A 26,947-nucleotide genomic window follows, 5' to 3' on the forward strand; every position below is an offset into this window, starting at 1 on the left:
CTCCCCCATGAGCGCAACCCGAGGACACGCCATGAATACTGCGGCGTTGGAACACCAGAAGTCGCTGGCTGCCGCACGCCGTGAATTTTCCAACGGCGCACCGCTGCCGGAAAACCTGCTGACGCCGCCGTTGCAGCGCTCTTGGGAGCGGCTGCGCGCCTCCGGCATGCAACAGCGTGAGGCGCCGTTCCAGCTGCCACGCGTAGCGCGCCCGCCGCAGCCCGAAGGCCACGCCGATCGCCGCCTGGCACGTTGCGCGCAGCACGACATGGATCAGTTGTGGTCCGCTTTTGGTGGCCGCCAATGGCTGATGTACTGCATCAACGCGCAGGGCGTGATCGTTGCCCAGCGGGAGCATGGCTTGACCGATTCGCCGCTGCTGCGTCCCATCCAGGTGGGCCGCCGCCTGCGCGAATCGCACCTGGGCACCAATGCACCCACCTGTGCGCTGAGCGAGGACACGCCAATACTGGTGCGTGGCAACGAGCACTATCTGGACCATTTCACCGCGATGTTCTGCCTGAGCGTGCCGCTGCACGGGCTGGACGGTGAAGTGACCGGGGCGCTGAACGTCACCGGCCTGGGTGAGCGCGATCCGGACTATCTGCTGGATTACTTCCGGCAGGGCGCGCTGTCCATCGAAAACCGGCTGCTGCAGGAGTGCCGCCCCTGTCACCTGCTGGCCCTGCAGCACGATGCGCGCTGGTTGAACACGCCCTTCCAGGGCCTGCTGGCCATCGAAGAGAACGGCCGCATCCGTGCTGCCAACCGCGTTGCACGGCGGCTGCTCGGCCTGCCGCGCCGTGGGCCGCTGCCGGAGGTGACGTTGGAGGAAGTGTTCGCCGGCGCCAATGTGCACCAACGGCGGCGTCTGCTGCAGGCCGGGCCGGCGCGGCGGGTGCCGTTTTCCGAAGACAGTGCCTTGCAGGTGCAGTACCTGCGGGCGCCGGTAACGCGACGCGGCAGCGTGGCCATTCCGGCCGCCGCACGCGATGCGGCCAGGGGTTCGCTGCGTGCGCAGGGCATCCAGGCCGTGCGCGATGCGGTGGACAGCCATCGCGGCAATGTCAGCGCCGCCGCGCGCAAGCTGGGTATTTCGCGTACCACGCTGTACCGCAAACTGCAGCAGGGCGACTGACCCTGCTGCAGCGGTGAATCAATCGCGGAAGTTGTCGAACTGCAGCGGCTGTTCGAACTCGTTCTTCTTCAACAGCGCGATGACTTCCTGCAGGTCGTCGCGCTTCTTGCCGTTGACGCGCAGCTTGTCGCCGTTGATCTGCGTATCAACCTTGATCTTGGCTTCCTTGATCTTGGCGGCGATCTGCTTGGCCAGCTTCTGCTCGATGCCCTGCTTGACGGTGACCTGTTGGCGCGCGCTGCCGAGGTTGGTCTCGATGTCGCCAAATTCCATGCAGCGGAAATCGATGTTCCGTGCGGACAGGCGCAGGCGCAGGATGTCGGCCATCTGCTTGAGCTGGAAGTCGGTGGGCGCGCTGAGCTTGATCAGCTTGTCGTCCTCCAGGTTGAACTTGGCATCCACGCCCTTGAAATCGAAGCGGGTGGACAGTTCACGGTTGGCCTGGTCGATGGCGTTGACCAGTTCGTGCTTGTCAACTTCGGAAACAACGTCAAAGGAAGGCATGGGCCGGCTCCAGTCAATGAAAACAGGCTCCATTCTAGGCGAACGGCCGCCTTCCTTCGTCAGAACGGGCAGGGAGCAGCGTCTCCGAGGCACACGAACGAAGGACAGCTCCTTCCCTTAAGGCTAGGGGAGGGTGGGAGGGAACGTTCGCGCAAAACCAAAAGCACCCCTACCCAGCCCTCCCCTGGGCTTGCGCCGAAGGGAGGGCGGGTCATGCAGGCCTGGCTTTTCCCTGCGTTCCTTCCATCGCGCAAACGGCAGGGAGCCTTTTCTAGAGTGTCGAAAAGCCTTTGCGTCCACCAGGCACGCAACAAGCTGCCGCCACAAAACCCAGGCGAAGAATCCCCCTCCCTTTCGCAAAGCGAAGGGGAGGGCCGGGGAGGGGTGCCGTTCGCGTAAAACCAACAGCACCCCTCCCCAGCCCTCCCCTGGGCTTGCGCCCAAGGGAGGGGGCGGATCGTGCAGGCCTGGTTTTTTCCTGTGTTCCTTCCATCGCGCAAACGGCAGGGAGCCTTTGCGACCGTGTCGAAAAGGCCTTGCGTCCACAAGGCATGCAACAAGCAGCCGCCACAAAACCCAGACGAAGAATCCCCCTCCCTTTCGCGAAGCGAAGGGGAGGGTCGGGGAGGGGTGCTGTTCGCGCAAAGCCAACAGCGCTCCTCCCCTGGGCTTGCGCCCAAGGGAGGGGGTGGTCATGCAGGCTTGGCTTTTCCCTGCGTTCCTTCCGTCGCGCAAACGGCAGGGAGCCTTTTCGACCGTGTCGAAAATGCCTTGCGTCCACCAAGCGCGCTACAAACAGCCGCCACAAAACCCAGACGAAGAATTCCCCCTCCCTTTCGCAAAGCGAAGGGGAGGGCCGGGGAGGGGTGCCGTTCGCGCAAAACCAACAGCATCCCTCCCCCGAGCCCTCCTCTGGGCTTGCGCCCAAGAGAGGGAGCGGAGCATGCAGCTCCACCGCTCGGAGATACCCGCAATCCGCATGACAGGGGATAATCCGCCCATGTCTTCTCCCACCCAATCCCCTGCGCGCGCCATCGTCTGGATGCTGGCGGCAGTCGCCTTTTTCTCGCTGATGGACGCCGGCATGAAGATGCTGGCCGCCAGTTATCCCACCCTGCAGGTCACCATGCTGCGCGGCGCGGCTTCGTTGCCGTTCGTGCTGGTGTGGGTGCTTGCCACCGCAGGGCCGCGCTCGATGATCCCGGTGCGCTGGGGCCTGCATCTGCTGCGTGGTGTGCTGGGCATGGTGATGATCGGCTGCTTCGTCTATGCGTTGCGCACGCTGCCGCTGTCCACCGCGTACACCATCTACTTCGTGGCGCCGCTGCTGGTGGCCGCCTTGTCGGTGCCGCTGCTGGGCGAATACGTTGGCCCGCGGCGCTGGGTGGCGATCGGCATCGGCCTGATCGGCGTGCTGGTGGTGCTGCGTCCCGGCGTGGACGGCATCATTTCCTTCCCCGGCCTGATGGTGCTGCTGGCGGCCGCGGCGTATGCCATTGCCGCCGTGACGGTCAGTCTGCTGACCCGAACCGACACCCCGCAGTCGATGGTGGTGTGGTTCCTGTTGATCATGGGCATCGGTGCCGGCGTGCTGGCCTGGCCGGAATGGCAGCCGCTGCAGTGGAAGCACGCCGCGCTGATCGCCGGCATGGGCCTGGCGGGCGCATTGGGGCAGATTGCGCTGACCCGGGCGTTCCAACTGGGCCAGGCCTCGATGATCGCGCCGCTGGAATACACCGGGCTGGTCTGGGTGATCGGCTGGGATCTGTTGCTGTGGGACAAGCTGCCCGACCGCTGGACCTGGGCCGGCGCGGCCATCATCGTCGCCAGCGGCCTGTACCTGTTGCATCGCGAGCGGGTACAGCGCGCCCAGCGGCCGGAGCAGATCGACCACCCCTGAGCGGCGGGAATCGGAGCCGGGCGCCAAGGCGACCCGTAACTTCCGTAGGAGCGGCCTTGGCCGCGAAGCCGCCGGTTCCGTTGGTGGGCTGGTTGCAAGCTCAGGCGGCCGCCTTGCTGGGTATCGCGACCAAGGGCGCTCCTACGACAGTCGCCTCTTAGAACTAAAAGGAATAAGCTTCGCCGACACAGCACGCGCGCCGGATGGCTGGCGCTGCTAGGCTGCACGCCCCCCTTTTTCCGCCCCCGGTTGCCCTGGCAGTGATTGCGTTCCAGAACCTGCAAAAATCCTACGCCGTCGATGGCCGCGCGATCACCGCGCTGCATCCGCTCGACCTGGAGATCCAGGCCGGTGAGGTGTTCGGCATCATCGGCCATTCCGGCGCCGGCAAGTCGACCCTGATCCGCCTGATCAACCGCCTGGAAGAACCCAGCGATGGGCGGGTACTGATTGACGGGCAGGATGCAACCGCGCTGGACGCCGATGGCCTGCGCGCCCTGCGCCGCCGCATTGGCATGATCTTCCAGCACTTCAACCTGCTGTCGGCGCGCACCGTGGCGGGCAATGTCGCCTTCCCGCTGGAACTGGCTGGCACGCCCAGGGCCGAGATCGACGCCCGCGTGGCCGAGCTGTTGCGCACGGTGGGGCTGGAAGCGCATGCAGCCAAGTATCCGGCGCAGTTGTCCGGGGGCCAGAAGCAGCGCGTCGGCATTGCCCGCGCGCTGGCCACGCGCCCGCAGATTCTGCTGTGCGATGAAGCCACCAGCGCGCTCGACCCGCAGACCACCGCCTCGGTGCTGGCGCTGCTGGGCAAGATCAACCGCGAACTGGGCCTGACCATCGTGCTGATCACTCACGAAATGGATGTGATCCGCCGCGTCTGCGACCGCGTGGCGGTGCTCGATGCCGGCCACCTGGTCGAGATGGGCCCGGTGACCGATGTCTTCCTGCATCCGCAACACGCCACCACGCGCCGCTTCGTGTCCGAATCCGAACACGTGGATGAAGGCGAGCAGTTGCAGAACTACGCTGCCGTGGGCGGCCGCATCATGCGCCTGACCTTCGTTGGCAATGACACCTACGAGCCGCTGCTCGGGCGCATCGCCCGCGACACGGGCGTGGACTACAACATCCTGTCCGGCCGCATCGACCGCATCAAGGACACACCTTACGGCCAGCTCACCGTCGCCCTGGTGGGCGGCGACCAGAACGCGGCGCAGGCCGCCTTCGTTGCTGCCGGGGTACATGTGGAGGAGCTGCGTCGATGATTCTTGCAACCGCGGGCGGCTTCTTCCGCCATCTGGACGCCGGCAAGTGGGCCGACATCGGCCAGGCCACGATTGACACGTTGTTGATGCTGGCCGGCTCGCTGCCGCTGACCATGATCATCGGCCTGCCGTTGGGCGTGCTGCTGTTCCTCACCGGCTCGCCACAGCTGCGGCGCCGGCCGCTGGTGTATGGGGTGACGGCGCTGCTGGTCAACCTGCTGCGTTCGGTGCCTTTCATCATCCTGATGATCGTGCTGATCCCGGTGACACTGGGCTTGATGGGCACCTCGCTCGGCGTGCGTGGCGCGATCCTGCCACTGGTGGTCGGTGCCGCGCCGTTCTACGCGCGCTTGGTGGAAACCGCATTGCGTGAAGTGGATCGCGGCGTCATCGAAGCCAGCCAGGCAATGGGTGCGACCACCGGCCAGCTTGTGTTCAAGGTACTGTTGCCGGAAGCGCGGCCCGGGCTGATTGCCGGTGCCACCGTCACCACCATTGCCCTGATCGGCTTCACCGCGATGGGCGGTGCCATCGGTTCCGGCGGCTTGGGCGATTTGGCCTTCCGCGATGGCTACCAGCGCTCGCACACCGATGTCGCACTGGTCACGGTGGTGCTGCTGCTGGTGCTGGTGCAGGTGCTGCAGATGCTGGGCGACCGCCTGGTCGCGCATTACAGCCGCAAATAATGGAATAAGGGCAGGGCGGCACAGCTGCGTTGGCCCTGTTAGCGTAGAACCACCCCTTTCCCGACGGGATATGTCACCGATGAACAAGCTGCTTGCCTTCCCCCTGCTTGCTGCCGCGCTGGCGCTTTCTGCCTGCGGCAAGCCTGCCGCCGACGATGCCCGGTTGGTGGTGGCCGCGACCGCCGTGCCGCATGCCGAGATACTGGAAGTGGTCAAGCCGCTGATGGAGAAGGAAGGCGTCAAACTCGACGTGCGCGTGTTCAACGATTACGTGCAGCCCAACGACCAGTTGGTGCAGAAGCAGGTGGATGCCAACTACTTCCAGACCGAGCCTTACCTGAAGGCCTACAACCTGGACCGCAAGACCGACCTGGTCACGGTTACCGGCGTGCATATCGAGCCGTTCGGCGCTTATTCGCGTCGTTTCAAGTCGCTGGCCGAGCTGCCCAATGGCGCTGACGTGGTGATCCCGAATGACCCCAGCAACAACAGCCGCGCGCTGATCCTGCTGGACACCGCCGGGGTCATCAAGCTCAAGGATCCGAGCAATGCGTTGTCCACCCCGCGCGACATCACCGAAAACCCGAAGCAGCTCAAGTTCCGCGAGCTGGACTCGGCCATGCTGCCGCGCGTGCTGGACCAGGTTGACCTGGCGCTGATCAACACCAACTACGCCCTGGATGCCGGCCTGAACCCGACCAAGGACGCGCTGGCCATTGAGAGCAGCCAGTCACCGTATGTGAACTTCCTGGTGGCGCGCCCGGACAACAAGGACGATGCCCGCGTGCAGAAGCTCGCCAAGGCGCTGACCAGCCCGGAAGTGAAAGCCTTCATCGAGCAGAAGTACAAGGGCGCAGTGCTGCCGGCGTTCTGATCCGCCTGGCCGTGCGGTGCCTGGCCTTGTGCCAGCACGGCACGGCCGTCTTTCCTGCGGGAATGCCGGGCTTGCCAGGATCGAACCCCGACACGGCGGGGGTGTTCAACGACTGCCCCTGTCCTCAATCGTGCGGCAGCAGGATGGACACGCACAGGCCGCCTTCATTGCGGTTCTGCAGTGAGATGCGGCCGCCGTGGGCCTCGATGATTTCGCGGGTCAACGCAAGCCCCAAGCCGGTGCCGTTGCGCTTGGTGGAATAGAACGGCATCAGCGCGTTCTGCAATACGGCTTCATTCATGCCGCTGCCACGGTCCAGCACTTCGATGCGCAGCCAGTGCGGCAGGCGGGCCACGCGCAGCTCGACCGCATCGTCGGTGGCGCCGTTGTCGCTGCTGGCTTCGTGCGCATTCTTGAGCAGGTTCAACAGCGCCTGCGAGAACTGGGCCTGGTCGATGCGGCTGCTGAGGTCTTCGGCCGGCGGTTCCATGCGGAAGGGAATCTGCTGCTGCAGGCCGTGCAGGAAATTGCGCCAGACCACGGTCTGCAGCTGCGGCTGTGGCAGCTTGGCAAAACGCGCATAGCCGCGGATGAAGCCTTCCAGGTGGCGGGCGCGTTCTTCAACGGTGGCGAAGATGTCTTCCAGGCGATCAAAGCGATTGCGCCGCACCAGCTCGGCGCCGGAGTGCGCCAGCGAGGCAATCGGTGCCAGCGAGTTGTTCAACTCGTGGCTGATGACGCGGATGACCTTCTTCCAGGTTTGCACTTCCTGGCGGCGCAGCTCGGCGGTGAGCAGGCGCAGCAGCAGCAATTCGTGCGGGCGGCCATTGAGATGGAAGTTGCGGCGCGACAGGTGATAGATCTGCTCGTCTTCGTCGTCGCCCTCAGGTGCATCGGGCTCGCGCACTGCGAACAGGCTGTCACCGCCGCGCGCGATGGCGTTGCGCAGCTCGATCGGCATGTTCTCCAGCAGCTCCTGCACGCGCTTGCCTTCCAGCTTCCAGCCGCCGTGCAGCAGCTTGCGCGCAGCGGTGTTGGAAAAGGCCACGCGCTGGATACCGTCGCCACCATCGGTGAGCAGCAGCATCGCCACCGGCGTGTTCTGCACCATCGTGTCCAGCAGCAGTTCGCGCTGCACCAGCGACTGCCGCTGCTCGCGAAGCACTTCGCCAAGCTCGGCGTGGGCCTTCACCAGTTGAGCGAACTCATCGTTGCTGCGCCAATGCACGCCAAAGTTGTACTCGCCGTCGCGGTAGCTGCTGGTGGTGCCGGACAGGGCGCGCAGCAACGAGCGGATGGGTGAGGTGGCGCGGTGCAGGGCATACCACATCAATGCCAGCAGGATGGCGGCGGAGGTGACCACCACGACCCAGCCGTGGTCCATCCAGTAGGCCAGCATCCACGGCAGGGCCGCGGCCAATGCAAGTACCGGCAGCAGGCGCAGGAACAGGCTGAAGGTAAAGGAGCGTGGTTTCACCGGGGCATTCTCATTCGCGCGGGATGCCGTGGCGATCCATGCGCCGGTACAGCGCCTGGCGGCTCAGGCCCAGCTCGGCGGCGGCCTGGGCGATGACGCCGCCGGCATGTTCGAGCGCTGCAATGATGCGCGCGCGGTCGGGTTCCTCGGCGCCGAGGGTGACGGGGCGCGACTGGGCACGCGGCAGGTTGAGGTCGGCCACTTCAATGCGCGCACCCTGTGCGAGCAGGCTGGCGCGCTGGATCACGTTGCGCAGTTCACGCACGTTGCCTGGCCAGTTGTGCCGCTGCAGCGCCTGTGCCGCCTGCGACGACAGGGCCTTGCCATCGTCGCCGAGGAAGTGCCGGGCCAGCGGCAGGATGTCCTCGCGGCGCTCGGCCAGCGGTGGCAGTGCCAGCTCCACGGTGTTGAGGCGGTAGTACAGATCCTCGCGGAAGCTGCCATCGCGGATCATCGTCGGCAGGTCGGCATTGGTGGCGCTGACCACGCGCACCTTGACCTGGCGCTCGCGGTTGGAACCCAGGCGCTCGAAGCGGCCGGTTTCCAGCACGCGCAGCAGCTTCATCTGGCCGGTGAGCGAGAGGTTGCCAATTTCGTCCAGGAACAGCGTGCCGCCATCGGCCGCTTCAAACTTGCCTTCGCGTGCCTTGTTGGCGCCGGTGTAGGCGCCGGCCTCGGCACCGAACAGTTCCGCCTCGATCAACTCGGAGGGAATGGCGCCACAGTTCAATGCCACGAACGGGCCTTTGTGGTGGGCCGAGTTGGCCTGGATGATCTCGGCGATTTTTTCCTTGCCGGCGCCGTTGGGCCCGGTGATCAGCACCGGCAGCTCCGAACGTGCCACCTGGCATGCCAGTGCGATCACACGTTCACTGGCCGGGTCGGCAAACACCAGTGAACGCAGGTCATAGCGCTCATGCAGGCGCTTGCGCTGGGCAAGCTCGCGCTGGCGGCGGCGGGCCAGCTCGCGGCGGGTTTCTGCCAGCTCCAGCAGGTTGTTGACGGTGGTCAGCAGGCGGCCGTCGTCCCAGGGCTTGGCCAGGTAGTCGGCGGCGCCGGCCTTGACCAGCTCCACTGCGCTGTCCAGGTGCGTCCAGGCGGTCAGCAGGATCACCGGCAGGTCCGGGTGCGCGTCGCGGATGTGGCGGAACAGGGCCTGGCCTTCTTCACCGGAGGTGGTGTCGGCAGTGAAGTTCATGTCCTGCAGGACCAGGTCGAACTCCTGCTCGGACAGCATCGCCAGCCCCTGCTCGGGCGAGGTGGCGTGGCGGGTTTCGATGTCATGCAGGGAGAACAGCACGTCCAGCGCGGTGGCCACGGCGGTGTTGTCGTCGATGATCAGGATCTGCGGCATCAGGGGTCACGGGAAGCGGTGGACAGGTGCCGGTACGTCGGCGAAGTCAGCACATTACACGCTGCGGGTGGCGCTGGCAGGTGGCAGGCGCGCGGCGCGGCGTGCCGGCAGCAGCACCGCCAGCTGGCCGAGCGCGGCCAGCAGCAGGGCCGCAGCGGGCAGATAGACCAGCGGCAGACGTGCCAGTTCGTAGTGCTGCATCAACCATTGATTGATCAGCACCGCCAGCAGCAGCCCGCCGAACAGGCCGACGCCGGTGAGCAGCAGGTTTTCGGCCAGGAAGTGGCGCAGGATCTGCCCACGCGTGGCCCCCAGGGCACGGCGGATGCCGATCTGGCGGGTGCGCTGCTGGATCCAGTAGCCGCTCAGGCTGGCGATGCCGATCAAGGTGATGGTGGCGACCACCGCATTGACGGTGACCAGCAGCCACACTGCGGCACGACGCGTGCGCAGGCCGTCCGCCCGCAGTTGTTCGTAATCGGCCACGACCGGCGCGAAACCTTTGGCCATCTGCCCGCCGTAGGTGCTCTGCAATACGCCGGGTACGGCCTTGAGCACCGCCTCGCGCTGCGCGGCGTCGGCACGGATGACAAAGCTGAGCATCGGCAGGCCTGCGGCACGGCGTGGCAGCAGGATGGCGTACTCGGCTTTGCCGTCGTCCAGCTCGGCCAGTTGATAGCGCATCAAATGCGCTACGACACCGACCACCACGTAGTGGCCGCTGTTGTCGCCGGCAGTGAGTGGCTGACCCACCGGGTTGTCATCGCCGAACAAGGTGCGCGCCAACGGATGACCGGCGTGGTCGCACTGTCATCGCCATCGCCCAGTTGCAGGTCACTGTATTCCTCGTCGAGGAAGTCGCGGCCACGGCTGAGCTGCAGGCCCAGTGTGTCGATGAGCCGGTCGCCGATGAAGCCGCTGACCAGCACCGTTGGCCCGGCGGCCGATTTGATGTCGTAGACCATGGTCAGGGTCTGCCGCATCGGCGCACCCACAACCGCAGAGGCGCGCTTCACCCCGGGAATGGCGGCCAGGGCGTCGGCACCGGCACGGGCTTGAGAGGCTGACCAGTTGCCGCCGCCGTTGACCAACTGGTCCACGACGATGACTTCGTTGCGGGCGATGCCATCGTCCACCAGCAGGGGGCCGGCCTGTTGCACCAGCAGGAACAGGGTGTTGCAGAGAATGGCGCTGGCCACGGCAATCTGCAGCACGATCAGCCACGGCATCAGCGGGTGGCGGCGCAGGGGGGAAAGAAGAAAGTTCATGCGGCGGTCCCGTTCATAGCGTTTTTACCTGCAGTGCAGGCTCCTGGCGAGCGGCACGGATGGCCGGCAGCAGGCCAACCAGCAGGCCGGTGAGCAGGGCCAGCAGCACCAGCAGCAGGAACAGGCTGGGATTGAGCCGCGCCAGTGGTGCGTAGGCTTCACCCTGCTGCCGCATCAGCCACAAGCCGGCCAGCGTCAGGGGCAGGGCCATGGCACCGCCGAGCAGGCCGGCGAAGGTGGACTCCACCATGCAGGCGGCGATGATGGCGCGGCGGGGTGCGCCGAGCACGCGACGCACGCCGTATTCGCTGGAGCGGCGCAGAAAGCGCGCAGCGAGCAACCCGGCCACGTTGACCAGGCACAGCACCAGCAGGCCGATGGCCAGCCACAGGTTCAGGCGCACGCTGTCGGGTACGACGCGGTTGTGGTGCAGCCATTGCGGCATCGACAACAGGCGGGTGAAGGCCGGGCGCGCGAAGATGCCGGCGGCGTGACGGTCGGCGGCGAAGGCCTGCAGGCTTTGCGCATAGCTGCGCTGCTGCTGCGCATCTTCCAGCTCGGCCCACAACACCAGCCAGCGGCACTGCTCGACGTTGACCTGGTCGAAGCGGAAGCCGCCAAAGCCGGTGCCGTCACAGATACGGGTACTGCTGATTTCAATGCCCGATGCCAGTGCGGCCTCGGCCGGCAGGAACACTTCATCGCCATCGCCGCGCCAACCGGCATCGCTGGCGGGCAGGAAGTGCGGGCGCGGCCGTGGCGCCCAGCGCTCGCTGATGCCGATGACGCGGAAACTGTGATTGCCCAGCCGCACTTCGCCGCCGGTGCCATCTTCGCGGCCGAGCAGGCGTTCGCTCAAGGCGCGGCTGATGACCACCACCGGCACACGCGAGGCTTCTTCCTCCGGCGTCCAGAAGCGCCCATGGCGCAATGGCACATCGAACATCGGCAGCATCGGGCCAAGTGCCATGGCGGCCGAAACATTCTTCTGTTTGCTGCCGTCGGTACTGCTGACGGTCACCGGCGCGGTCACCAGTGCCACCTGGCGGATGTCCGGGCGCAGCTGCTGCATGGCGCGCGCATCGGAGAGTTTCCACAGCGGTGGGATCGGCGAGCCATCCCCATAACTGTCGGTTTCGCCACTTCTTGCCGCCGCGCGGGAATCCGCCCAGGCAATGTGCAGTTTGTGGCTGACGCCAGGCAACGGATCAGCGCCCAGCACCGAGAGCAGGGTCAGCATCGTCATCACCGAGGCCAGGCCCAGGCCGAGCGTCAGCACCACCAGGGCCATCGTGCGTGGATGGCGCGCACAGCCGCGCAAGCCGGTTTCAAGCGTGTAATTCAATGGTTCGGCTCCTGCCTGTTGGCGCGATGCGCATAGCTCATCACGCGGGTGATCTGCCATTGCCCCTGCTGCTGCCGCCAGAGGATGGTGAAGTCGGCCAGGCCGTCGCAGCGGTGGGTTTGGCTGTCGCAGAAACGGTGCTGGCCACGGCTGAGTGCGCCGAAATCCTTGATTGCAAACACTTCCAGAGAACCTGGAATCAGCTCACGGGTGAAGTTGCCGCAGACATGCTTGCGGGTGTTGGCGAGCATGGCCTCGCGGGTCCAGGTGACGCCGCCGGTGTCGTGATAGAACTCCACCGCCGGGTCGAAGTAGCCGGCATGCTTGTGCAGCTGTGCGGGATCGGCGCAGCGGTTGAAGCTGTCAAACACCTGGAAATCCAGCGCGGCAATGGTGTCCTGCAGCGACGGGGTTGGAGTGTCCGCGGCGGAAGCGGTGGGAACCGCCAGCGGCGCCAGCGCAAGCAACAAGGTCAGCAGATGTCTGTTCATGGGAGCGAACCGGAGAAGGGGCTTTTGAAGGATCATGCGCTGCGCGTGGCCACGGCCGGTGGCACGGCGGCGGCACGGCGCGCCGGGCCGAACACGGCCACCTGGCCGAGCACCCACAGCAGCAGGGCGCTGGCGGGCAGGTAGCTCAACGGCAGGCGTGGCAGTTCATAGCGGCTCATCAGCAGCATGTTCAAGCCATAGGCAAGCAACAGGCCGATGACGATGCCGGCGCTGCTGAGAATGAAATTCTCCAGCTGGAAGTAGCGCAGGATGTGCCGTTGGGTGGCGCCCAGCGCCCGCCGGATGCCGATCTGCTTGGTGCGTTGCTGCACCCAGAAGCTGGCCTGGCCAATGATGCCGAACGCGGTCACCGCCAGCAGTGCAAGGCATACGGCGAGCAGCAGCCAGATCACCGCGCGGTCGCGGCGATGGAAGTCGGCACGCATTTTTTCCAGCGTGTCCTTCTGCTCGATGATGCGGTTGGGGTCGGTGCGGTTGAGTGCGGTGACGGCAGCAGCCAGCACGGCGTCGCGCTGGTCCGATGTGGTGCGCAGTACATAGGCGCCATTGGAGACGCGGATCGGGAACACCATCGAGTGATAGCGATTGGCGAAGGTGCCGGCTTCGCCGGGCGTCATCAGGTCGCTGACCACGCCAACCACCGGCGAGGGCGGCTGGTTTTCGCCCCACACATAGACATGCTTGCCGACGGCGCTCTGGCCGGGGAACAAGCTTCGGGCCAGCGACTTGCCCAGCAGGATGGCCGGAACCGACGAGCCGATCCGGTTGGGATCGAACGCACTGTTTTCCAGATACTCGTCGGCATTGAAAGCGCGCCCTTCGAGAACCTGCACGCCGAGTGTCTGCAACAACTGGCCATCGTCCATGTAGAGCGAGGCATGCACGCTGGGCCGGTTTTGGCCCGCTTCCAGGCGCACATCCGAACCCCAGATGTTGCCGCCGTAGGGAACCTGGTTGACGCTGCTGGCGGCCTTCACGCCGGGCACGGATGAAAGTGCATGCACGTCCTGTTTGCGCAGGGCGTCCATGTTGACGTCGGGCAACAGGCTGCTGGTCGCCAGATAGACCAGCTCGTCATTGGCCACGCCGCTGTCGAGCTGCAACTCGGCGATGCGGTTGCTGATGATGAACACCGCATTGCAGATGATGGCGCAGCTCAGCGCGATCTCAAGCACGATCAGCAGCGCGGCGGTCTTGTGCCGGGACAGCGTGATGAGAATGGGGCGGATGTCGATGGTCGTTCTCCTTGGACCGTTGGGCTGCGATGCATTGCCCAGTGTTCAGAAGCTGGGTGCGGAGGAATGCCGAAGCGGGGTCTGCAAAACAGTGGATATGCCAGGAAGCAGTGGAGAGGAACCAGCAACCGCAGCGTGTGCAGCTTGGCTCTGCGCCCGCGGGTTGTTGGTTCCTCTCCGCTGGTTCCTGCGATCCGGCGGAAGTGGATGAGCTTCGCTCTGGTGGTTGCTTGCGTGGAGGGAAGAGCACGGCAACGGCACCCCTCCCCAACCCTCCCCTTGCCTGCGGCAAAGGGAGGGAGTGGTCTCTTGTGCGTTGTCAGGCCGCGGCGAAGTCCGCTCTTGCCCCCTCCCTTGCGCGTAGCGCAGGGGAGGGTTGGGGAGGGGGGCTGTTTGCACACGCACACGCACCAGCCGCAACACGCCCATCCTGCCGATCTTCATCATGCTCTCCACCTCATTGGCTCTTGAGCTGCAACGCAGGCGGAATGCGCATCGCCCGCCAGGCCGGCAACAACCCGGCCAACAGGCTGACCAGCAGCGCCAGGGCAAAGGTCAGCCACAACGTGCTCAGGTCCATGTGCGCCAGGCGTGCGTACTCATCCGGTTGCTGGCGGATCAACCACAGGCCGACGGCGGCAAGCCCCAGGCCGATGGCGCCGCCGAGCAGGCCGATGGTGCCGGCTTCGACCAGGCACTGCTTGAAGATGTCGCTGCGCGATGCGCCCAATGAGCGGCGCACGCCAATCTCGCCGCTGCGGCGCAGGAACTTGGCCAGCAACAGGCTGACGGTGTTGATCATGCACACCAGCAGAAAGCCGAACGCCAGCCACATCTGCAGGCGCACGTCGTTGGGCACGATGCGGTTGAAATCCAGCCAGCCCATCACGTTGAGCAGGCGCACGTTGTTGGGGCGCTCGAAGCGTCCACTTGCGCGCTGTGTATCGGAATAGTCGGCCAGGTACTTCAGGTAGTCGGCGGCCTTCTGCGGCGTATCCAGCTCCACCCAGTACTGCAGCCACGCGCATGGCGCGTTGAGGCTGTAGTTGCCTTCGGTTTCGTCATTGCTGATGCCCCAGCAGTTCACGCTGCCCTGTGTATCCAGCCGCAGGTCGCGCGAGGTGGAAAAGGGCAGGAAGACCTGCTCCACCGCGCCGTAGCGCTGGTTGCTCAGGTCGTAGAAACGAGGGGCTGGCTTCCAGTCTGCCGACACACCGACGACCCGGAAGGTGCCTTGCGGCAAGCGCAGTTCCCGGCCGACGGCCTCCTCCGTGCCGAACAGCCTGGAAGCCAGCGTGCGATGGATGACGGCCACGCGTGCATGGTCGTCATCGTCCTTGTTGCTCCATGCGCTGCCGCCGAGCAGCGGCACGTCGAACATGGGGAAGAAATCGGCCGAGGTGTAGCGGGCCGAGACACGGAACGGTTGGGTGATGTTGCCGCCGGGCTGCAAGGTCACCGAGCCACCGCTCATCACCGCCTGGCGATCGGCACGCTTCTGCCGCAACAGTTCCTCGGCGTCGTAGCGGCTCATCTGCTTCAGCGGATCCTTGTCCAGCGTGGCGTTCTTGCCGAGGCTGCGTGGCTCCAGCTGCGGATAGAACAACTGCGCACTCTTGTGTGGAATGGGATCACCCGAGAGCACGAAGTACACGGCCAGCGTGGTCATCGTCGCGCCGATGCCGACGGCGATGGTCAATACCATCAACGTGGTCAGCACCTTGTTGCGGCTGAAGCTGCGCAGCGCCAGTTGCAGGTAGTAGCCGAGCATGCGGTCCCCCTTGATCGTCCGTACTCAGGTGCTGCGGGTGGCCACGGCCGGCGGAATGGCGGCGGCCTTGCGGGCCGGGCCGAACACCGCAACCTGCCCCAGCAGCCACAGCGCAGCCGCACCGATTGGCAGGTACAGCAGCGGCAGGCGCGGCAGCTCGTAGCGGCCCATCAACCACTGGTTGAGCAGGTAGGCCAGCAGCATGCCGACCACGATGCCGATGCCGGCCAGCAGGAAGTTCTCGGTCTGGAAGTAGCGCAGGATCTGCCCGCGGGTAGCGCCCAGGGCACGGCGGATGCCGATCTGCTTGGTGCGCTGCTGTACCCAGAAGCTGGCCAGGCCGATGATGCCCAGCGCGGTCACCAGCAACAGCAGGCCGCTGACGATCAGCAGCAGGCCGATCATGTCGCGGTCATTGGCGAAGTGTTTGGTGCGCTTCTCCTCGATGGTCTGCTTGGTCAGGACCAGCCGGTTGGGATCGTTCTTGTCCAGCGCGGCAAGGGCCTGCTTGAGGATCTCGTCGCGGCGTGCCGGTTCGCTGGTGCGGATGATGTAGCGGCCGCCGTTGGCGAAGTTCATCCGGATCGGGAAGATGATCGAATGGGTGCGGTTGTTGCTCTGCATGTTCGGGCGCAGCAGGGTTCTGGCCACGCCGACGATGGTGACCGGGATGTTCGCCATGTACAGGGTCTTGCCGATGGCATCGCCCCCGGGAAAGAACTGCTTGGCCATCGCTTCGGTAAGGATCACCGGCGCACGCAGGGAGCCGAGGTCTTCCACCTTCTCCAGCACGTCGCTGCTCTGGTATTCGTCGGCGTTGAAATCGCGGCCGGCAACGAGCTGGATGCCCAGGGTCTTGAGCGTGTTCTCGCCGACCATGTACTGGGCGCCGTTGACCGACTGTGCGTCGGGGTCCGTGCTGGCCGCAAGCGAGGTGTTCCAGGAGCCGCCCTGGAACGGCATCTGGTTGACGATGGCCACGCTCTCCACGCCGGGGATGGCGCGCAGCGAGGCGATGTCCTCGACGGTGCGTGCATCGGCATCGACTTGCTCGCCGATGCCGCTGAGCCCGATCTCGATCAGTTTGTCGTCATCAATGCCGCTGGCCAGCTGCATGGTTTCCACGCGCTGGGAGACGATGAACAGTGCATTGCAGATGATTGCGCAGCTCAGCGCGATCTCCAGCACGATCAGCGCGGCGGCGGTCTTGTGCCGCGTCAGCGTGGAGAGGATGGGGCGGATGTCCATGAGGTTTCTCCGGGGGAGCGTGGAGCTGGGAATGGGGTTTGGTTGGGAGGCGAGGGCGGCTGCAACTGCTGAAAGCACCCCTTCCCAGACCTCCCCTGCGCGTCGCGCAAGGGAGGGGGGTTATGGCGTCACTGGCTCTTGAGTTGCAGTGCCGGAGTCACCTGCATGGCGCGCCAGGCCGGGAGGATGCCGGCCAACATGCTTGCAAGGACCGCAAGCACGAAGGTGAGCAGCAGCATCGTGCCGTCCAGGTGGGCCAGCGAGGCGTACTCGGCTGGGCGCTGGCGCACCGCCCACAGGCCGAACAGCGCGAACACCAGGCCCAGCAGGCCACCGGCCAAACCAATCGTGCCGGCTTCGACCAGGCACTGCTTGAAGATTTCCGTACGGCTTGCGCCCAACGCACGGCGCACGCCGATCTCGCCACTGCGGCGCAGGAACTTGGCCAGCAGCAGGCCGACGGTGTTGACCAGGCACACCAGCAGGAAGCCGAAGGCCAGCCACATCTGCAGGCGCACGTCGCCCGGCACCGCGTTGCGGTACTCCATCAGTTCCATCACGTTGCGCAGGCGGGTGTTGGCCGGGCGCTCGAAGCGGCCGGTGGCACGCTGCTGCTCGGAGTAGTTGTCCAGGTAGCCCTTGAAGCCGGAGGCATCGGCGGGCGAATCCAACTCCACCCAGTACTGGATCCAGGCGCAGGGGACGTTCAGTGCCATCGCGTCATTGACCAGCTCGCGGCCAAAGCAGTTCATGCTGCCATTGCGGCCCAGCTTGAGCTCCAGCGCGGTGCTGAAGGGCACGAACACGTCTTCTTCCGAATCGAATTTGCCTGCGTACAGGTCGTAGAACTTCGGCGCCGGCTTCCATTCCTTCAGCACGCCGACAATGCGCAAGGCATCGCCTTCGATGAGGACGTCCTTGCCCACGCTGTTGGCACCCTTGAACAGCTTTTCGTTGAGCGTGGCGCTGATCACCGCGACGCGGCCACGGCCCTGGTCCTGCTCGCTGCTCCAGCCCTGGCCGAACGCGAACGGGGTGTCGAACATCGGGAAGAAGTCTGCCGAGGTGTAGCGCATGTTGATGCTGAAGGGCTTGAGCGCATCCACGCGTGGATCAATGATGCCGCCACCGCCGGTCATCATGGCCTGGCGCGGTGCCTTCTTCTGGCGCAGCAGTTCTTCGGCATCGAAGCGGGTCATCTGCATCTCCGGTTCCTCGCCCGGCACGTAGCCTTCGCGGTTGTGGGGGTCCAGCTGCACGTAGAACAGGCGGTCGCTCTTGTGCGGGATGGGATCGCCGGAGAGCACCTTGAACACGGTCAGGGTGGTCATCGCTGCACCAATGCCCAGCGCAATGGCCAGCACCATCAGCGCGGTGAGGATCTTGTTGCGGCCAAAGCTGCGGACTGCAAGTTTGAAGTAATAGCTGAACATGAGCGTTCCTTGGTCGGTCAGGCGCTGCGTGTGGCGACGATGGGAGGGATGGCCGCGGCACGCAGGGCTGGGCCGATGACGGCCGCCTGCCCGAGCAGCCACAGCAATGCGGCTCCCAGGGGCAGGTAGTACAGCGGCAGCCGCGGGATCTCGAAGTACTGCATCAACAACTGGTTGCCGGCATAGGCCATCAGCATGCCGAGCACGATGCCGATGCTGGTCAGCAGGAAGTTCTCGGTCTGGAAGTAACCGATGATCTGCCGGCGGGTGGCGCCCAGGGCGCGGCGGATGCCGATCTGCTTGGTGCGCTGCTGCACCCAGAAACTGGCCAGGCCGATGATGCCCAGCGCGGTGACCAGCAGCATTGCCAGGCAAACGCCCAGCAGCAGACGGGTCATGGCGCGGTCCTGCTGGAAGTAGGTATCGCGCAGCAGCGTCAACGGCCGGCTGTTGTCCACCGACAGGATGGCGTCGGGCGTTACCTTGGGCGCAGCGGCGATTGCATCGCTGATGATGCGTGGCAGGTCGCTGGCATTGGCGCGCAGCACATAGGTGCCACTTTGGCTGTGGGTGGTGACCGGCACGATCACCGAATACTGCGCACCGGCCACGCCGTCTTCGCTGCGGCCGGGGTCAGGCCGGGCGAAATGCTCCAGCACGCCGGCGACGGTGAGCTGGTGCTTGCTCATCCAGAACTGCTTGCCGAGCGGCGATTCACCGGGCCACAGGTGGTCGGCAAAGGCACGGGTGATCCACACCTGAGCGCTCTGCGGCAGGAAGTTGTCGGCGTCCTGGAAATCGGCATCGTTGAAGCTGCGGCCCTGTATCGGCTTGAGCTGCATCACCTCGATGGCGCCGGGGTCGAGCAGATAGAAATGCGGGACGCCACCGAAGTGCTTGCCTTCCGGGTCCAGGGTGATGCCGGCGACACCGGCGCGCGGGCCGAACGGCACCGCGTTGGCGACGCCCACCGCCTGCACGCCGGCCTGGCCGCGCAGTTGCTGCAACCAGCGGCCGTTGAGATCGGCCGGCTCGCAACCGTCACAGCCGTCAAGGCTGAGCGTGGCAACGGTGGATTCATCCACGCCGCTGTTCAAGCCGATCATGTCCATGCGTGAAACCGCAAGGAACAGCGCATTGCACAGCACGGCACAGGCCAGTGCGATTTCCAGGGTGATCAGGGAGGCCGCGACGCGGTGACGCGAGAGCGTGGCCAGGATGGGTTTGATGTCCATGCTCACAATGCCTTGATCTGCAGGGCAGGGTCGATGCGGGCGGCGCGCAGCGCCGGCAGCAGTCCCGCCAACAACGTGGTGACGATGGATGCGAGCAGGGTGACGCCGAGCATGGTGAGGTCCAGCTGCATCATGTCGGCATAGGCCAGCGGCTGCTGGCGCACGCTCCACAAACCAAACAGCGTCAACAGCAACCCGGCGATGCCACCAGCAAAGCCGATCAGTGCCGCTTCCATCAGGCATTGCTGGAACACCATCGCGCGGGTGGCGCCGAGGGCACGCAGTACGCCGATTTCGCTGGTGCGGCGCAGGAACTTGGCCAGCAACAGGCCGATGGTGTTGAACAGGCAGATGCCCAGGAAGGCCACCGCCATCCACGCCTGCAGGCGCACGTCACGCGGCACCACGCCGTTGAAGTCCAGCCACTGCATCAGGCTGGACAGGCGTGTCAGCTCCGGCTGGCTGATGCGGCCGAGCTGGTGCTGCTGCTGTGCGTAGCCCTGCAGGAATTGTTCGTAGGCCGCGACCTGGGCCGGGGTGTCCAGTTGCACCCATTGCTGCAGCCACACGCAGTTGCTGTTCTCCAGGTGGCCGGGCTGCTCGGGCAATCCCCAGCAGGTGAACTGCCGGAAGTTGCCGGCGTTGATCTGCAGGCCGGTGAAGAACGGCACCATCACTTCCTGCGGCGGACCGTAGAAGTCGGCGGTATCGCCCTGTGCAAAACGGCCACCGGCAACCCGGTAGTACAGCGGTGCCGGGCGCCACGGCTTGAGCACGCCGACGATGCGCACTTCGCTGTCGCGGATGCGCAGCATCTGCCCGACGCTGTCCTTGCCGGCGAACAGACGCTGGTTCAGCTCCCACGAAATCACGGCCACGCGCGCCCGACGCTGGTCGTCTTCGTGCGACCAACCGGCGCCATGGGCCATCGGCACCTGGAACATCGGGAAAAAGTCGGCCGTGGTGGCCAGCATCGCGGTGATGCTGGCCGGTGCGCTGCTGCCGGGCGCGGACAGCTTGATCGGGCTTTCGGAGATCAACACCTTGCGCTGCGCCGGGCCATCGCGCCACAGGTCGATGGCCGAGGTGTAGTCGAGCATGTCCAGCGGGTCCTTGCGCGCCTTCTCGCCACGCGGGGACGCGTCCACCTGCGGGTAATACAGGTGCTGGCTGCGTCCGGGCAACGGGTCGCCGGAGAGCAGGTGCATCACCGTCAGCGTGGTCATCGACGCGCCGATGCCCACGGCGATGGACAGCACCATCAGGCCAGTGAGCACCGGCGTGCGCCGCAGACTGCGCATGCCTTGTTGCAGGTAGTACGTGAGCAGGGACATGCCGGGTCCTCAGCCCTGCGTGTTGGTTGCGGCGATGCGCGAGGCATGCGCCAGCACCGGCTCGCGCAGCAGGTCGGTGGCCTGGCCGTCGACGATGTGCACGTTGCGCTGCGCGCGTGCGGCCAGCTCCGGATCGTGGGTCACCATGACGATGGTGGTGCCCTGGGAGTTGATCTCCTCCAGCAGTTCCATCACCCCGCGCGCCATCTGCGTGTCCAGGTTGCCGGTCGGTTCGTCGGCCAGCAGCAGGCGCGGGCTGCCGGCCAGGGCGCGGGCAATGGCGGCACGCTGCTGCTGGCCGCCGGACAGTTCGGCCGGGTAGTGCTTCATGCGCGAGCCCAGGCCGACGCTGGTCAGGGCCTTTTCGATGCGCTCGCGACGCTCGGCGGCTGCCATGCCGCGGTAGCGCAGCGGCACATCGACGTTGTCGAACAGGTTGAGGTCGGGGATCAGGTTGAAGCCCTGGAAGATGAAGCCGATCTTCTGGTTGCGCAGGCGCGAGCGGGCGTCATCGCCGAGGTGGCTCACGTCCTGGCCATCGAGCAGGTACTGGCCGCTGGTGAAGGTTTCCAGCAGGCCGGCAATGTTGAGGAAGGTGGTCTTGCCGGAGCCGGACGGGCCGGTGACGGCGACGAACTCGCCCTCGCGCACATGCAGGTCCAGCGAGCGCAGCGCGTGGGTTTCAACCTGTTCGGTACGGAAGACCTTGGAGACGGATTGCATCTGGAGCATGGGTATTCCTTTCAGCGACGGGGAATGTGGTGGGTGGAGCGGGAGCGGGGTTCTTGGACGGGGCTTGAATCGGTGATGCCAGGGCCGGCGACGGGGAATGGAATTTGAAGACTGGAGCGGTGACGGCCGGACGCACGACAACCTGGACGACTGCAGCGGTTTCCAATCCCGATTCCCGACTCCCCAATCCCTGCCTTCAATCAATTGATCGATACACGCTCGTTGTCGCCGAACAGGTCCGCGCCGGAGACAACGATCTTTTCGCCGGGTTGCAGGCCGGACACCACTTCAACTTCGCCCAGGCTGCTGACGCCGGTCTGGATCGGGCGACGGGTGGCGGTGCTGCCGTTGACGACGTAGGCATAGCGGCCACCGGACTGCTCGACGAACGGGCCGCGTTCGACCTTGAGCACGTTCTTGCGGGTGTCCAGCAGAATCCGCGAGCTCATCCGCTGGCTTTGGCGCAGGCCTTCGGGCTGCTTGTCGGAGAAGCGGATGCGGGCGACGACTTCACCGTTCACCACTTCCGGCGACACCGCGGAGATTTCGCCCGGGAACGGCTGGCCCGAGCCACTGGTTAGCTGCGCCGGCATGCCGATCGCCAGCTCGCGGGCAAAGCTTTCCGGCACCTTGATCTCAACCTCGAAGCGCGACAGGTCGACCACGCCCAGCACCGGCGCGTTGGCGATCACCTGGGTGTGCTGGGTGGCCTGCACCTGGCCAACCTGGCCGTCGAACGGCGCGCGCAGGGTCAGGGCATCGACCTGGCGCTGCACTTCATCCACCACGGCTTGCTGGCGCTCGGCCAGCAGCTTCTTGTTGCGGGCGTCCAGGTCGGCACCGCGGCTCTGCAGGCTTGCATCCTGATGGGCGTGCTGCAGTTCGATCTCGGCCTTCTTCAGTTCGTCCTGGGCCTTGGCCAGATCCACCTGCGGCACCGCGCCGCCGTCGAAGCCGCGCTGGTAGCGGTCCAGGTCGCGTTGTGCGGCGGTGCGCAGCAGCCCGGCCTGGTCGGACATCTTCTCGCCGGTGGCGCGCGCCAGCGTGGCATCCAGCGCGGCGCGGCCGGCTTCGGCTTCCAGGCCGGCCAGGGTGGCCTGTTCCTGCGCCAGCTTGCTGCGCAGTTCCGGACTGTCGATCACCGCCAGCTCCTGGCCCTGCTTGACCACGTCACCGGCGACCACCTTCAAGGTGACCGTGCCGGCGGAGATGGCGTACAGCACAGGGCTGTTGGCGGCGATGACGCGGCCATCGGCGGCGATGTCACGTACCAGGTCGCCGCGGCTGACCTCGGCGATGCGCAGGCGCCCGCCATCGAAGGAGCGGCTGGCGCCGAGCCAGCCACTGGCGACATAGCCGATACCGCCAACAACGACGACAGTGGCAACGGCGGGCCACAGCCACCGCCGCCACTTGGGCTGCGGGCGCTGGGTGGAAACCTGGTCCTGGGCGGAAGTGTCGCGGATCATCGGGGGCTTCGCTGCAAGGGTTGCTAACCATTAAGCAGGCCCCGTGCCAACTATAATTAATTGAATTTATTGAACATTTATAGAGCGATGCGGGTGTCCGGGTGTCCGCGGACACTTTCGCGGACAGTGTCCGCCGGCCACTTGTCCGTCGATGTCTGCTGCGTGACCGGATCGCTGACTTAGAATGTCCGATCACCAAAGTGGACGGATGAGCTATGTGCGGCATTGTGGGAGCGATCGCTGATCGCGACGTGGTTCCAGTACTGATTGAAGGACTCAAGCGGCTGGAATATCGCGGCTACGACTCGTCGGGCATCGCGGTGCTGAATGGAAATGAGGTCCGTCGCGTCCGCCGTACCGGCCGTGTGGCGGAGATGGAAAACGCCGCAGCTGCCGAGCAGTTCCAGGCCAGCCTGGGCATCGGCCATACCCGTTGGGCCACCCACGGTGGCGTCACCGAATCCAACGCCCATCCGCACATCAGCGCCGGCGTGGCGCTGGTGCACAACGGCATCATCGAGAACCACGAAGAACAGCGCGAGAAGCTGATCGCGCTGGGCTATGTGTTCGAGTCGCAGACCGACACCGAGGTCATCGCCCACCTCATCCACCACCACCTGCAGGCAGACCATGACGACCTGCTCGGCGCCTTGCAGCGCACGGTGAAGGAGCTCACCGGCGCCTATGCGCTGGCCGTGATCAGCCGCAAGGAGCCCGAGCGCATGGTGGTGGCGCGCATGGGCTGCCCGTTGCTGGTGGGCCTGGGTGACGGCGAAAACTTCGTTGCATCGGATGTATCGGCGATCCTGCAGGCCACCCGCCGGGTGATGTTCCTGGAAGAAGGTGACACTGCCGAGCTGACCCGCCAGGGCGTGCGCGTGTTCGATGGCAACGACGCTCCTGTGCAGCGTGAGCAGCGCATGTCCGATGTTTCGCTGGCCTCGCTGGAACTGGGCCCGTACCGCCACTTCATGCAGAAGGAAATCCACGAGCAGCCGCGCGCGCTCGGTGACACCATCGAAGCGGCGATCGATGCCGGTGGCTTCCCTGCCACGCTGTTCGGCAAAAACGCCGAAGCGGTGCTGAAGGATGTGGAAGGCGTGCAGATCCTGGCCTGCGGCACCAGCTACTACGCCGGCCTGACCGCGCGTTACTGGATCGAAGCCATTGCCGGCCTGCCATGCAGCGTGGAGATCGCCAGCGAGTACCGCTACCGCGCCGCCTACGCCAACCCAAAGCACCTGATCGTCACCATCTCCCAGTCCGGCGAAACCCTGGACACGATGGAGGCGCTGAAGTACGCCAAGTCGCTCGGCCACCTGCACACGCTGTCCATCTGCAACGTGCCGGAAAGCGCCATCCCGCGCGCCAGCGAACTGGTCTGCTACACCCGCGCCGGTGCCGAAATCGGCGTGGCCTCGACCAAGGCCTTCACCACCCAGCTGGCGGCGCTGTTCCAGCTGACCGTGGTGCTGGGCAAGCTGCATGGCAAGGTCAGCGCCGAGCAGGAAGCGGACTACCTGGAGCAGCTGCGCCACCTGCCGGGCAGCGTGCAGCATGCGTTGAACCTGGAGCCGCAGATCATCGCCTGGGCCGAGCGCTTTGCCGGCAAGTCCAACGCGTTGTTCCTGGGCCGTGGCCTGCATTACCCGATCGCGCTGGAAGGCGCGCTCAAGCTCAAGGAAATCTCCTACATCCACGCCGAGGCCTACCCGGCAGGCGAGCTCAAGCACGGGCCGCTGGCGCTGGTGGACGCGGAAATGCCGGTGGTGGTCATCGCCCCCAACGACAGCCTGCTGGAGAAGGTGAAATCCAACATGCAGGAAGTGCGTGCCCGTGGCGGTGAGCTGTTTGTGTTCACCGACCAGGACAGCAACTTCAATGCGTCCGAAGGCGTGCATGTGATCCGCACGCCGCGTCATGCCGGTGTGCTCAGCCCGGTGGTGCATACCATTCCGGTGCAGCTGTTGGCCTACCACACGGCCTTGGCACGCGGCACCGACGTGGACAAGCCGCGCAACCTGGCCAAGAGTGTGACTGTGGAATAACGGGTGTAACGAAAGCGTAACCATGGCCGCGGATAATCCCTTCCAGCAGCCCGGTTCTCTCTCTCTCCCCCGACGCTGTGAAGAAGCCCGGCCCTGAGCCGGGCTTTTCTTTGCGCGTCCGAGCACATGCTGATCGGATTGCGCCAGGCCTCGCCGACAGGATGGGCGGCCGGCTACGGCGATGTCCTCATGAAGAGCGGCGACATTCGTCCCGGCCCGGCCCGGCGGCTGCGGTGAGCGTTCAGTGCCGGTTTCGTTCGCGGTGCGATGCTGCGGATCGTCATCCGGTTCCACGACGAACCGTCCCATCCGTGGCGGCTTCCGCCCTCGGGAGGCAGACGTAGAATCGGGTTGACCGGGGCCGGCGCGTGTAGTGCCAGCCGCGTTCACGATGCAGCACTTCGCCTGCCGATGAACCTCGATGCAGGCAGGTGTGCCAACGTGCGCTGGAAGGTCTGTTCCTGGGGAGGGACGTATCGGCAGAGCACAACCCGACTTCAGTGGCCTGTAACAGGAAGCAAGAAAGAATGAACGTCCGCGAACTCCTGCAATCGAAGAAAGAAGCCGTCATCACCATCGACACCGAAGACACGATCGGTGCCGCCGCGCACAAGATGAGCGCGAACAGGATCGCCGCGCTGGTGATAATGAAAGACGATGCCCCGGTCGGCATCATTTCCGAGAAGGACATCGTGCGTGCCCTGGCCGACGATGGTCCGCAGGCGGGCCGCAGGGTGATCTCCAGCCTGCCGGCGACCGGCCTGGAAGGCATCGCGCCGGAGGCCAGCCTGAAGCAGGCGATGTCCCTGATGACGTACTCGCGGCGCCGCCATCTGATGGTCACCGAAGGCAACCAGTTGGTCGGCATCCTCAGCCTGGGCGATATCGTGAAGAACCTGCTGGGCGAGCTGGAGCTTGAAAAGGCCGTGCTGCAGGACATCTACATGGCCGCGCACTGAGGCAGCGGCCGATTCTTCAACGGGTATCTGATTGCGGCCAGGTGCATCTGCACTTGGCCGCATGCGTTTTGTTCGCCCGGCTACTGCCCGCCATCGGTTTGCTGCGGTGGAGTACGGGCGCAGGCATTCACGCGGATCAGAACGTGAGCTTCACCGAATCGGCGCTGTAAGCGCCGGGCCGTGCTAGACCACTTCGATGTTGTTGCCGTCCGGGTCCAGCACGAAGGCGGCGTAGCTACCGGGGTGGTAGGGGCGTTCGCCGGGCGCGCCATTGTCGATGCCCGAGACGCCGTGATCCTCCGATCTCCTTCGCGCTCAGGTGTTGGAGATGATCTCCACCCAGTAGCCATCCGGGTCCTTGATGAAGGCCAGGTTCTTCATGCGGCCATCGCTCAGGCGCTTCTGGAACGGCACCTGCAGCGACTCGAAACGCGCGCAGGCCGTTTCGATGTCCGGCACCGACACGCAGATGTGGCCGAAGCCGCGCGGGTCGCTGTTGCCGTCGTGGTAGACCGGGCCGTCCTGGTTCTCGGTGCCGTGGTTGTGGGTGAGTTCCAGCACACCGGGGAGGCCAGCCATCCACCGGCGGCGTTCGTCGTCATTGGCGGGTACCTGCGTGCCGGCCGGCACATAGGCCAGGAAGTACAGGCTGAATTCGGCTTCGGGGAAATCACGCTGGTCAATCAGCTGGAAGCCGAGCACACGGGTGTAGAAATCCAGCGACGCGCGGATGTCCTTGACCCGCAGCATGGTGTGGTTGAACACAAAGCCGTGGGTTTCGGCGGGAACCGATGCGGCAACGCCGGGTTGCTGACGGAGGGATTCAACGGTCATTGATTGCATCCTGTTGCAGTGAATGGGGGGGAGAAATGGACTGCGATGATGCGATCTGCAAGTTGCATCGGCAAGCAATCCGGCAGCAAAAAAGTTACACGAGAAACCTGTTTTTCAGGCAAAAGCAGCGGTTTCGTACGACGACAGAAAAAATCATCACTGCCATGACTTAACGCACCTTTGCGCTGACGAATGCGCTGGCTATGCTGCGACGCAGGATAGTCATTGATGTCATGCCTGCAACTGAAGTGCGATTGCATCGCGCTTGAACAGGGCACAGACGTCGCCGGTACAAGGGGTGTACCGGCACACGCGCAAGGCGC

At 65.3% G+C, this 26,947-nt stretch carries 24 protein-coding genes and 1 pseudogene; 7 read left to right on the forward strand and 18 right to left on the reverse strand.

What is annotated here, in order from left to right; genetic code table 11:
• Positions 1–7 precede the first annotated feature (7 nt).
• Positions 8–1,138 (forward strand): helix-turn-helix domain-containing protein, encoded by a 1,131-nt coding sequence (locus ACVOLO_RS14015; RefSeq protein WP_481570927.1) that lies wholly within the window; start codon positions 8–10, stop codon positions 1,136–1,138.
• 18 nt (positions 1,139–1,156) lie between these two features.
• Here ACVOLO_RS14015 and ACVOLO_RS14020 read toward each other — a convergent pair whose 3' ends face one another.
• Positions 1,157–1,642, reverse strand: a complete 486-nt coding sequence (locus ACVOLO_RS14020) for a YajQ family cyclic di-GMP-binding protein (RefSeq protein WP_481570928.1) — start codon at positions 1,640–1,642, stop codon at positions 1,157–1,159.
• Between the two features lie 1,000 nt (positions 1,643–2,642).
• Between ACVOLO_RS14020 and ACVOLO_RS14025 the strand changes: the two genes are divergently transcribed.
• The 4 genes from ACVOLO_RS14025 (at position 2,643) to ACVOLO_RS14040 (ending at position 6,370) form a co-directional block, all read left to right on the forward strand.
• Positions 2,643–3,542: a DMT family transporter gene (locus ACVOLO_RS14025; protein WP_481570929.1), complete on the forward strand. Its 900-nt coding sequence runs from the start codon at positions 2,643–2,645 to the stop codon at positions 3,540–3,542.
• A gap of 260 nt (positions 3,543–3,802) precedes the next feature.
• On the forward strand, positions 3,803–4,810 hold the full coding sequence (locus tag ACVOLO_RS14030) for a methionine ABC transporter ATP-binding protein (RefSeq protein WP_481570930.1): 1,008 nt from the start codon (positions 3,803–3,805) through the stop codon (positions 4,808–4,810).
• Positions 4,807–5,496 carry a methionine ABC transporter permease gene (locus ACVOLO_RS14035; RefSeq protein ID WP_481570931.1) on the forward strand — a complete coding sequence of 230 codons (690 nt, stop codon included), beginning with the start codon at positions 4,807–4,809 and terminating at the stop codon, positions 5,494–5,496. The genes ACVOLO_RS14030 and ACVOLO_RS14035 overlap by 4 nt, the downstream gene beginning before the upstream one ends.
• 79 nt (positions 5,497–5,575) lie before the next feature.
• Positions 5,576–6,370 (forward strand): MetQ/NlpA family ABC transporter substrate-binding protein, encoded by a 795-nt coding sequence (locus ACVOLO_RS14040; protein WP_481570932.1) that lies wholly within the window; start codon positions 5,576–5,578, stop codon positions 6,368–6,370.
• A gap of 124 nt (positions 6,371–6,494) precedes the next feature.
• Here ACVOLO_RS14040 and ACVOLO_RS14045 read toward each other — a convergent pair whose 3' ends face one another.
• The 14 genes from ACVOLO_RS14045 to ACVOLO_RS14110 all read right to left on the reverse strand — a co-directional run bounded on the left by ACVOLO_RS14045 (position 6,495) and on the right by ACVOLO_RS14110 (position 22,783).
• Complete coding sequence (locus ACVOLO_RS14045; protein ID WP_481570933.1) at positions 6,495–7,847, reverse strand: sensor histidine kinase; 1,353 nt, start codon at positions 7,845–7,847, stop codon at positions 6,495–6,497.
• A 10-nt stretch (positions 7,848–7,857) separates the two neighbouring features.
• The gene (locus ACVOLO_RS14050; RefSeq protein WP_481570934.1) at positions 7,858–9,201 is read right to left on the reverse strand and encodes a sigma-54-dependent transcriptional regulator; all 1,344 of its coding nucleotides are present in this window, start codon (positions 9,199–9,201) and stop codon (positions 7,858–7,860) included.
• 54 nt (positions 9,202–9,255) lie between these two features.
• Positions 9,256–9,987 carry an FtsX-like permease family protein gene (locus tag ACVOLO_RS14055; protein ID WP_481570935.1) on the reverse strand — a complete coding sequence of 244 codons (732 nt, stop codon included), beginning with the start codon at positions 9,985–9,987 and terminating at the stop codon, positions 9,256–9,258.
• Positions 9,894–10,469 carry a hypothetical protein gene (locus tag ACVOLO_RS14060; RefSeq protein WP_481570936.1) on the reverse strand — a complete coding sequence of 192 codons (576 nt, stop codon included), beginning with the start codon at positions 10,467–10,469 and terminating at the stop codon, positions 9,894–9,896. Before ACVOLO_RS14060 ends, ACVOLO_RS14055 begins: the two co-directional genes overlap by 94 nt.
• A gap of 13 nt (positions 10,470–10,482) precedes the next feature.
• Entirely contained in the window at positions 10,483–11,814 is a 1,332-nt protein-coding gene (locus ACVOLO_RS14065; RefSeq protein WP_481570937.1) for an ABC transporter permease, read from the reverse strand.
• Positions 11,811–12,305 carry a nuclear transport factor 2 family protein gene (locus tag ACVOLO_RS14070; protein WP_481570938.1) on the reverse strand — a complete coding sequence of 165 codons (495 nt, stop codon included), beginning with the start codon at positions 12,303–12,305 and terminating at the stop codon, positions 11,811–11,813. Before ACVOLO_RS14070 ends, ACVOLO_RS14065 begins: the two co-directional genes overlap by 4 nt.
• 32 nt (positions 12,306–12,337) lie before the next feature.
• Complete coding sequence (locus tag ACVOLO_RS14075; RefSeq protein WP_481570955.1) at positions 12,338–13,561, reverse strand: ABC transporter permease; 1,224 nt, start codon at positions 13,559–13,561, stop codon at positions 12,338–12,340.
• Positions 13,562–14,018: 457 nt separating this feature from the next.
• Positions 14,019–15,332 (reverse strand): ABC transporter permease, encoded by a 1,314-nt coding sequence (locus ACVOLO_RS14080; protein ID WP_481570939.1) that lies wholly within the window; start codon positions 15,330–15,332, stop codon positions 14,019–14,021.
• A gap of 24 nt (positions 15,333–15,356) precedes the next feature.
• Positions 15,357–16,580, reverse strand: coding sequence for an ABC transporter permease (locus tag ACVOLO_RS14085; RefSeq protein ID WP_481570940.1), 1,224 nt, complete (start codon positions 16,578–16,580; stop codon positions 15,357–15,359).
• 128 nt (positions 16,581–16,708) lie between these two features.
• Positions 16,709–18,013: an ABC transporter permease gene (locus tag ACVOLO_RS14090; protein WP_481570941.1), complete on the reverse strand. Its 1,305-nt coding sequence runs from the start codon at positions 18,011–18,013 to the stop codon at positions 16,709–16,711.
• A gap of 17 nt (positions 18,014–18,030) precedes the next feature.
• Entirely contained in the window at positions 18,031–19,248 is a 1,218-nt protein-coding gene (locus tag ACVOLO_RS14095; RefSeq protein ID WP_481570942.1) for an ABC transporter permease, read from the reverse strand.
• A 2-nt stretch (positions 19,249–19,250) separates the two neighbouring features.
• Positions 19,251–20,576: an ABC transporter permease gene (locus tag ACVOLO_RS14100; RefSeq protein WP_481570956.1), complete on the reverse strand. Its 1,326-nt coding sequence runs from the start codon at positions 20,574–20,576 to the stop codon at positions 19,251–19,253.
• 15 nt (positions 20,577–20,591) lie between these two features.
• Positions 20,592–21,314 carry an ABC transporter ATP-binding protein gene (locus tag ACVOLO_RS14105; protein ID WP_481570943.1) on the reverse strand — a complete coding sequence of 241 codons (723 nt, stop codon included), beginning with the start codon at positions 21,312–21,314 and terminating at the stop codon, positions 20,592–20,594.
• A gap of 200 nt (positions 21,315–21,514) precedes the next feature.
• Positions 21,515–22,783, reverse strand: coding sequence for an efflux RND transporter periplasmic adaptor subunit (locus tag ACVOLO_RS14110; RefSeq protein ID WP_481570944.1), 1,269 nt, complete (start codon positions 22,781–22,783; stop codon positions 21,515–21,517).
• Between the two features lie 215 nt (positions 22,784–22,998).
• Between ACVOLO_RS14110 and glmS the strand changes: the two genes are divergently transcribed.
• Both glmS and ACVOLO_RS14120 read left to right on the forward strand, forming a co-directional pair.
• Positions 22,999–24,831: a glutamine--fructose-6-phosphate transaminase (isomerizing) gene (gene glmS, locus ACVOLO_RS14115; protein WP_481570945.1), complete on the forward strand. Its 1,833-nt coding sequence runs from the start codon at positions 22,999–23,001 to the stop codon at positions 24,829–24,831.
• 527 nt (positions 24,832–25,358) lie between these two features.
• Positions 25,359–25,790 (forward strand): CBS domain-containing protein, encoded by a 432-nt coding sequence (locus ACVOLO_RS14120; protein WP_481570946.1) that lies wholly within the window; start codon positions 25,359–25,361, stop codon positions 25,788–25,790.
• Between the two features lie 136 nt (positions 25,791–25,926).
• Here the strand turns inward: ACVOLO_RS14120 and ACVOLO_RS14125 are convergent.
• From ACVOLO_RS14125 to ACVOLO_RS14135, 3 genes and pseudogenes are all read right to left on the reverse strand, one after another.
• Positions 25,927–26,072, reverse strand: a pseudogene (locus ACVOLO_RS14125) (VOC family protein); the annotation flags it as partial.
• 33 nt (positions 26,073–26,105) lie between these two features.
• A complete protein-coding gene (gene gloA / locus ACVOLO_RS14130) occupies positions 26,106–26,624 on the reverse strand; it encodes a lactoylglutathione lyase (RefSeq protein ID WP_481570947.1) in 519 nt (172 codons plus the stop codon).
• Positions 26,621–26,884: a hypothetical protein gene (locus ACVOLO_RS14135; protein ID WP_481570948.1), complete on the reverse strand. Its 264-nt coding sequence runs from the start codon at positions 26,882–26,884 to the stop codon at positions 26,621–26,623. The genes gloA and ACVOLO_RS14135 overlap by 4 nt, the downstream gene beginning before the upstream one ends.
• Positions 26,885–26,947 lie beyond the last annotated feature (63 nt).

Source organism: Stenotrophomonas sp. STEN056 (assembly GCF_056759635.1).

Coding starts and splice junctions, on each gene's coding strand:
- ACVOLO_RS14110 (WP_481570944.1), bottom strand. CDS start 22,783: ATGATCCGCGACACTTCCGCCCAGGACCAGGTTTCCACCCAGCGCCCG.
- ACVOLO_RS14040 (WP_481570932.1), top strand. CDS start 5,576: ATGAACAAGCTGCTTGCCTTCCCCCTGCTTGCTGCCGCGCTGGCGCTT.
- ACVOLO_RS14085 (WP_481570940.1), bottom strand. CDS start 16,580: ATGGACATCCGCCCCATCCTCTCCACGCTGACGCGGCACAAGACCGCC.
- ACVOLO_RS14035 (WP_481570931.1), top strand. CDS start 4,807: ATGATTCTTGCAACCGCGGGCGGCTTCTTCCGCCATCTGGACGCCGGC.
- ACVOLO_RS14095 (WP_481570942.1), bottom strand. CDS start 19,248: ATGGACATCAAACCCATCCTGGCCACGCTCTCGCGTCACCGCGTCGCG.
- ACVOLO_RS14090 (WP_481570941.1), bottom strand. CDS start 18,013: ATGTTCAGCTATTACTTCAAACTTGCAGTCCGCAGCTTTGGCCGCAAC.
- ACVOLO_RS14060 (WP_481570936.1), bottom strand. CDS start 10,469: ATGAACTTTCTTCTTTCCCCCCTGCGCCGCCACCCGCTGATGCCGTGG.
- glmS (WP_481570945.1), top strand. CDS start 22,999: ATGTGCGGCATTGTGGGAGCGATCGCTGATCGCGACGTGGTTCCAGTA.
- ACVOLO_RS14050 (WP_481570934.1), bottom strand. CDS start 9,201: ATGCCGCAGATCCTGATCATCGACGACAACACCGCCGTGGCCACCGCG.
- ACVOLO_RS14120 (WP_481570946.1), top strand. CDS start 25,359: ATGAACGTCCGCGAACTCCTGCAATCGAAGAAAGAAGCCGTCATCACC.
- gloA (WP_481570947.1), bottom strand. CDS start 26,624: ATGACCGTTGAATCCCTCCGTCAGCAACCCGGCGTTGCCGCATCGGTT.
- ACVOLO_RS14135 (WP_481570948.1), bottom strand. CDS start 26,884: ATGCAATCGCACTTCAGTTGCAGGCATGACATCAATGACTATCCTGCG.
- ACVOLO_RS14105 (WP_481570943.1), bottom strand. CDS start 21,314: ATGCTCCAGATGCAATCCGTCTCCAAGGTCTTCCGTACCGAACAGGTT.
- ACVOLO_RS14015 (WP_481570927.1), top strand. CDS start 8: ATGAGCGCAACCCGAGGACACGCCATGAATACTGCGGCGTTGGAACAC.
- ACVOLO_RS14070 (WP_481570938.1), bottom strand. CDS start 12,305: ATGAACAGACATCTGCTGACCTTGTTGCTTGCGCTGGCGCCGCTGGCG.
- ACVOLO_RS14080 (WP_481570939.1), bottom strand. CDS start 15,332: ATGCTCGGCTACTACCTGCAACTGGCGCTGCGCAGCTTCAGCCGCAAC.
- ACVOLO_RS14020 (WP_481570928.1), bottom strand. CDS start 1,642: ATGCCTTCCTTTGACGTTGTTTCCGAAGTTGACAAGCACGAACTGGTC.
- ACVOLO_RS14025 (WP_481570929.1), top strand. CDS start 2,643: ATGTCTTCTCCCACCCAATCCCCTGCGCGCGCCATCGTCTGGATGCTG.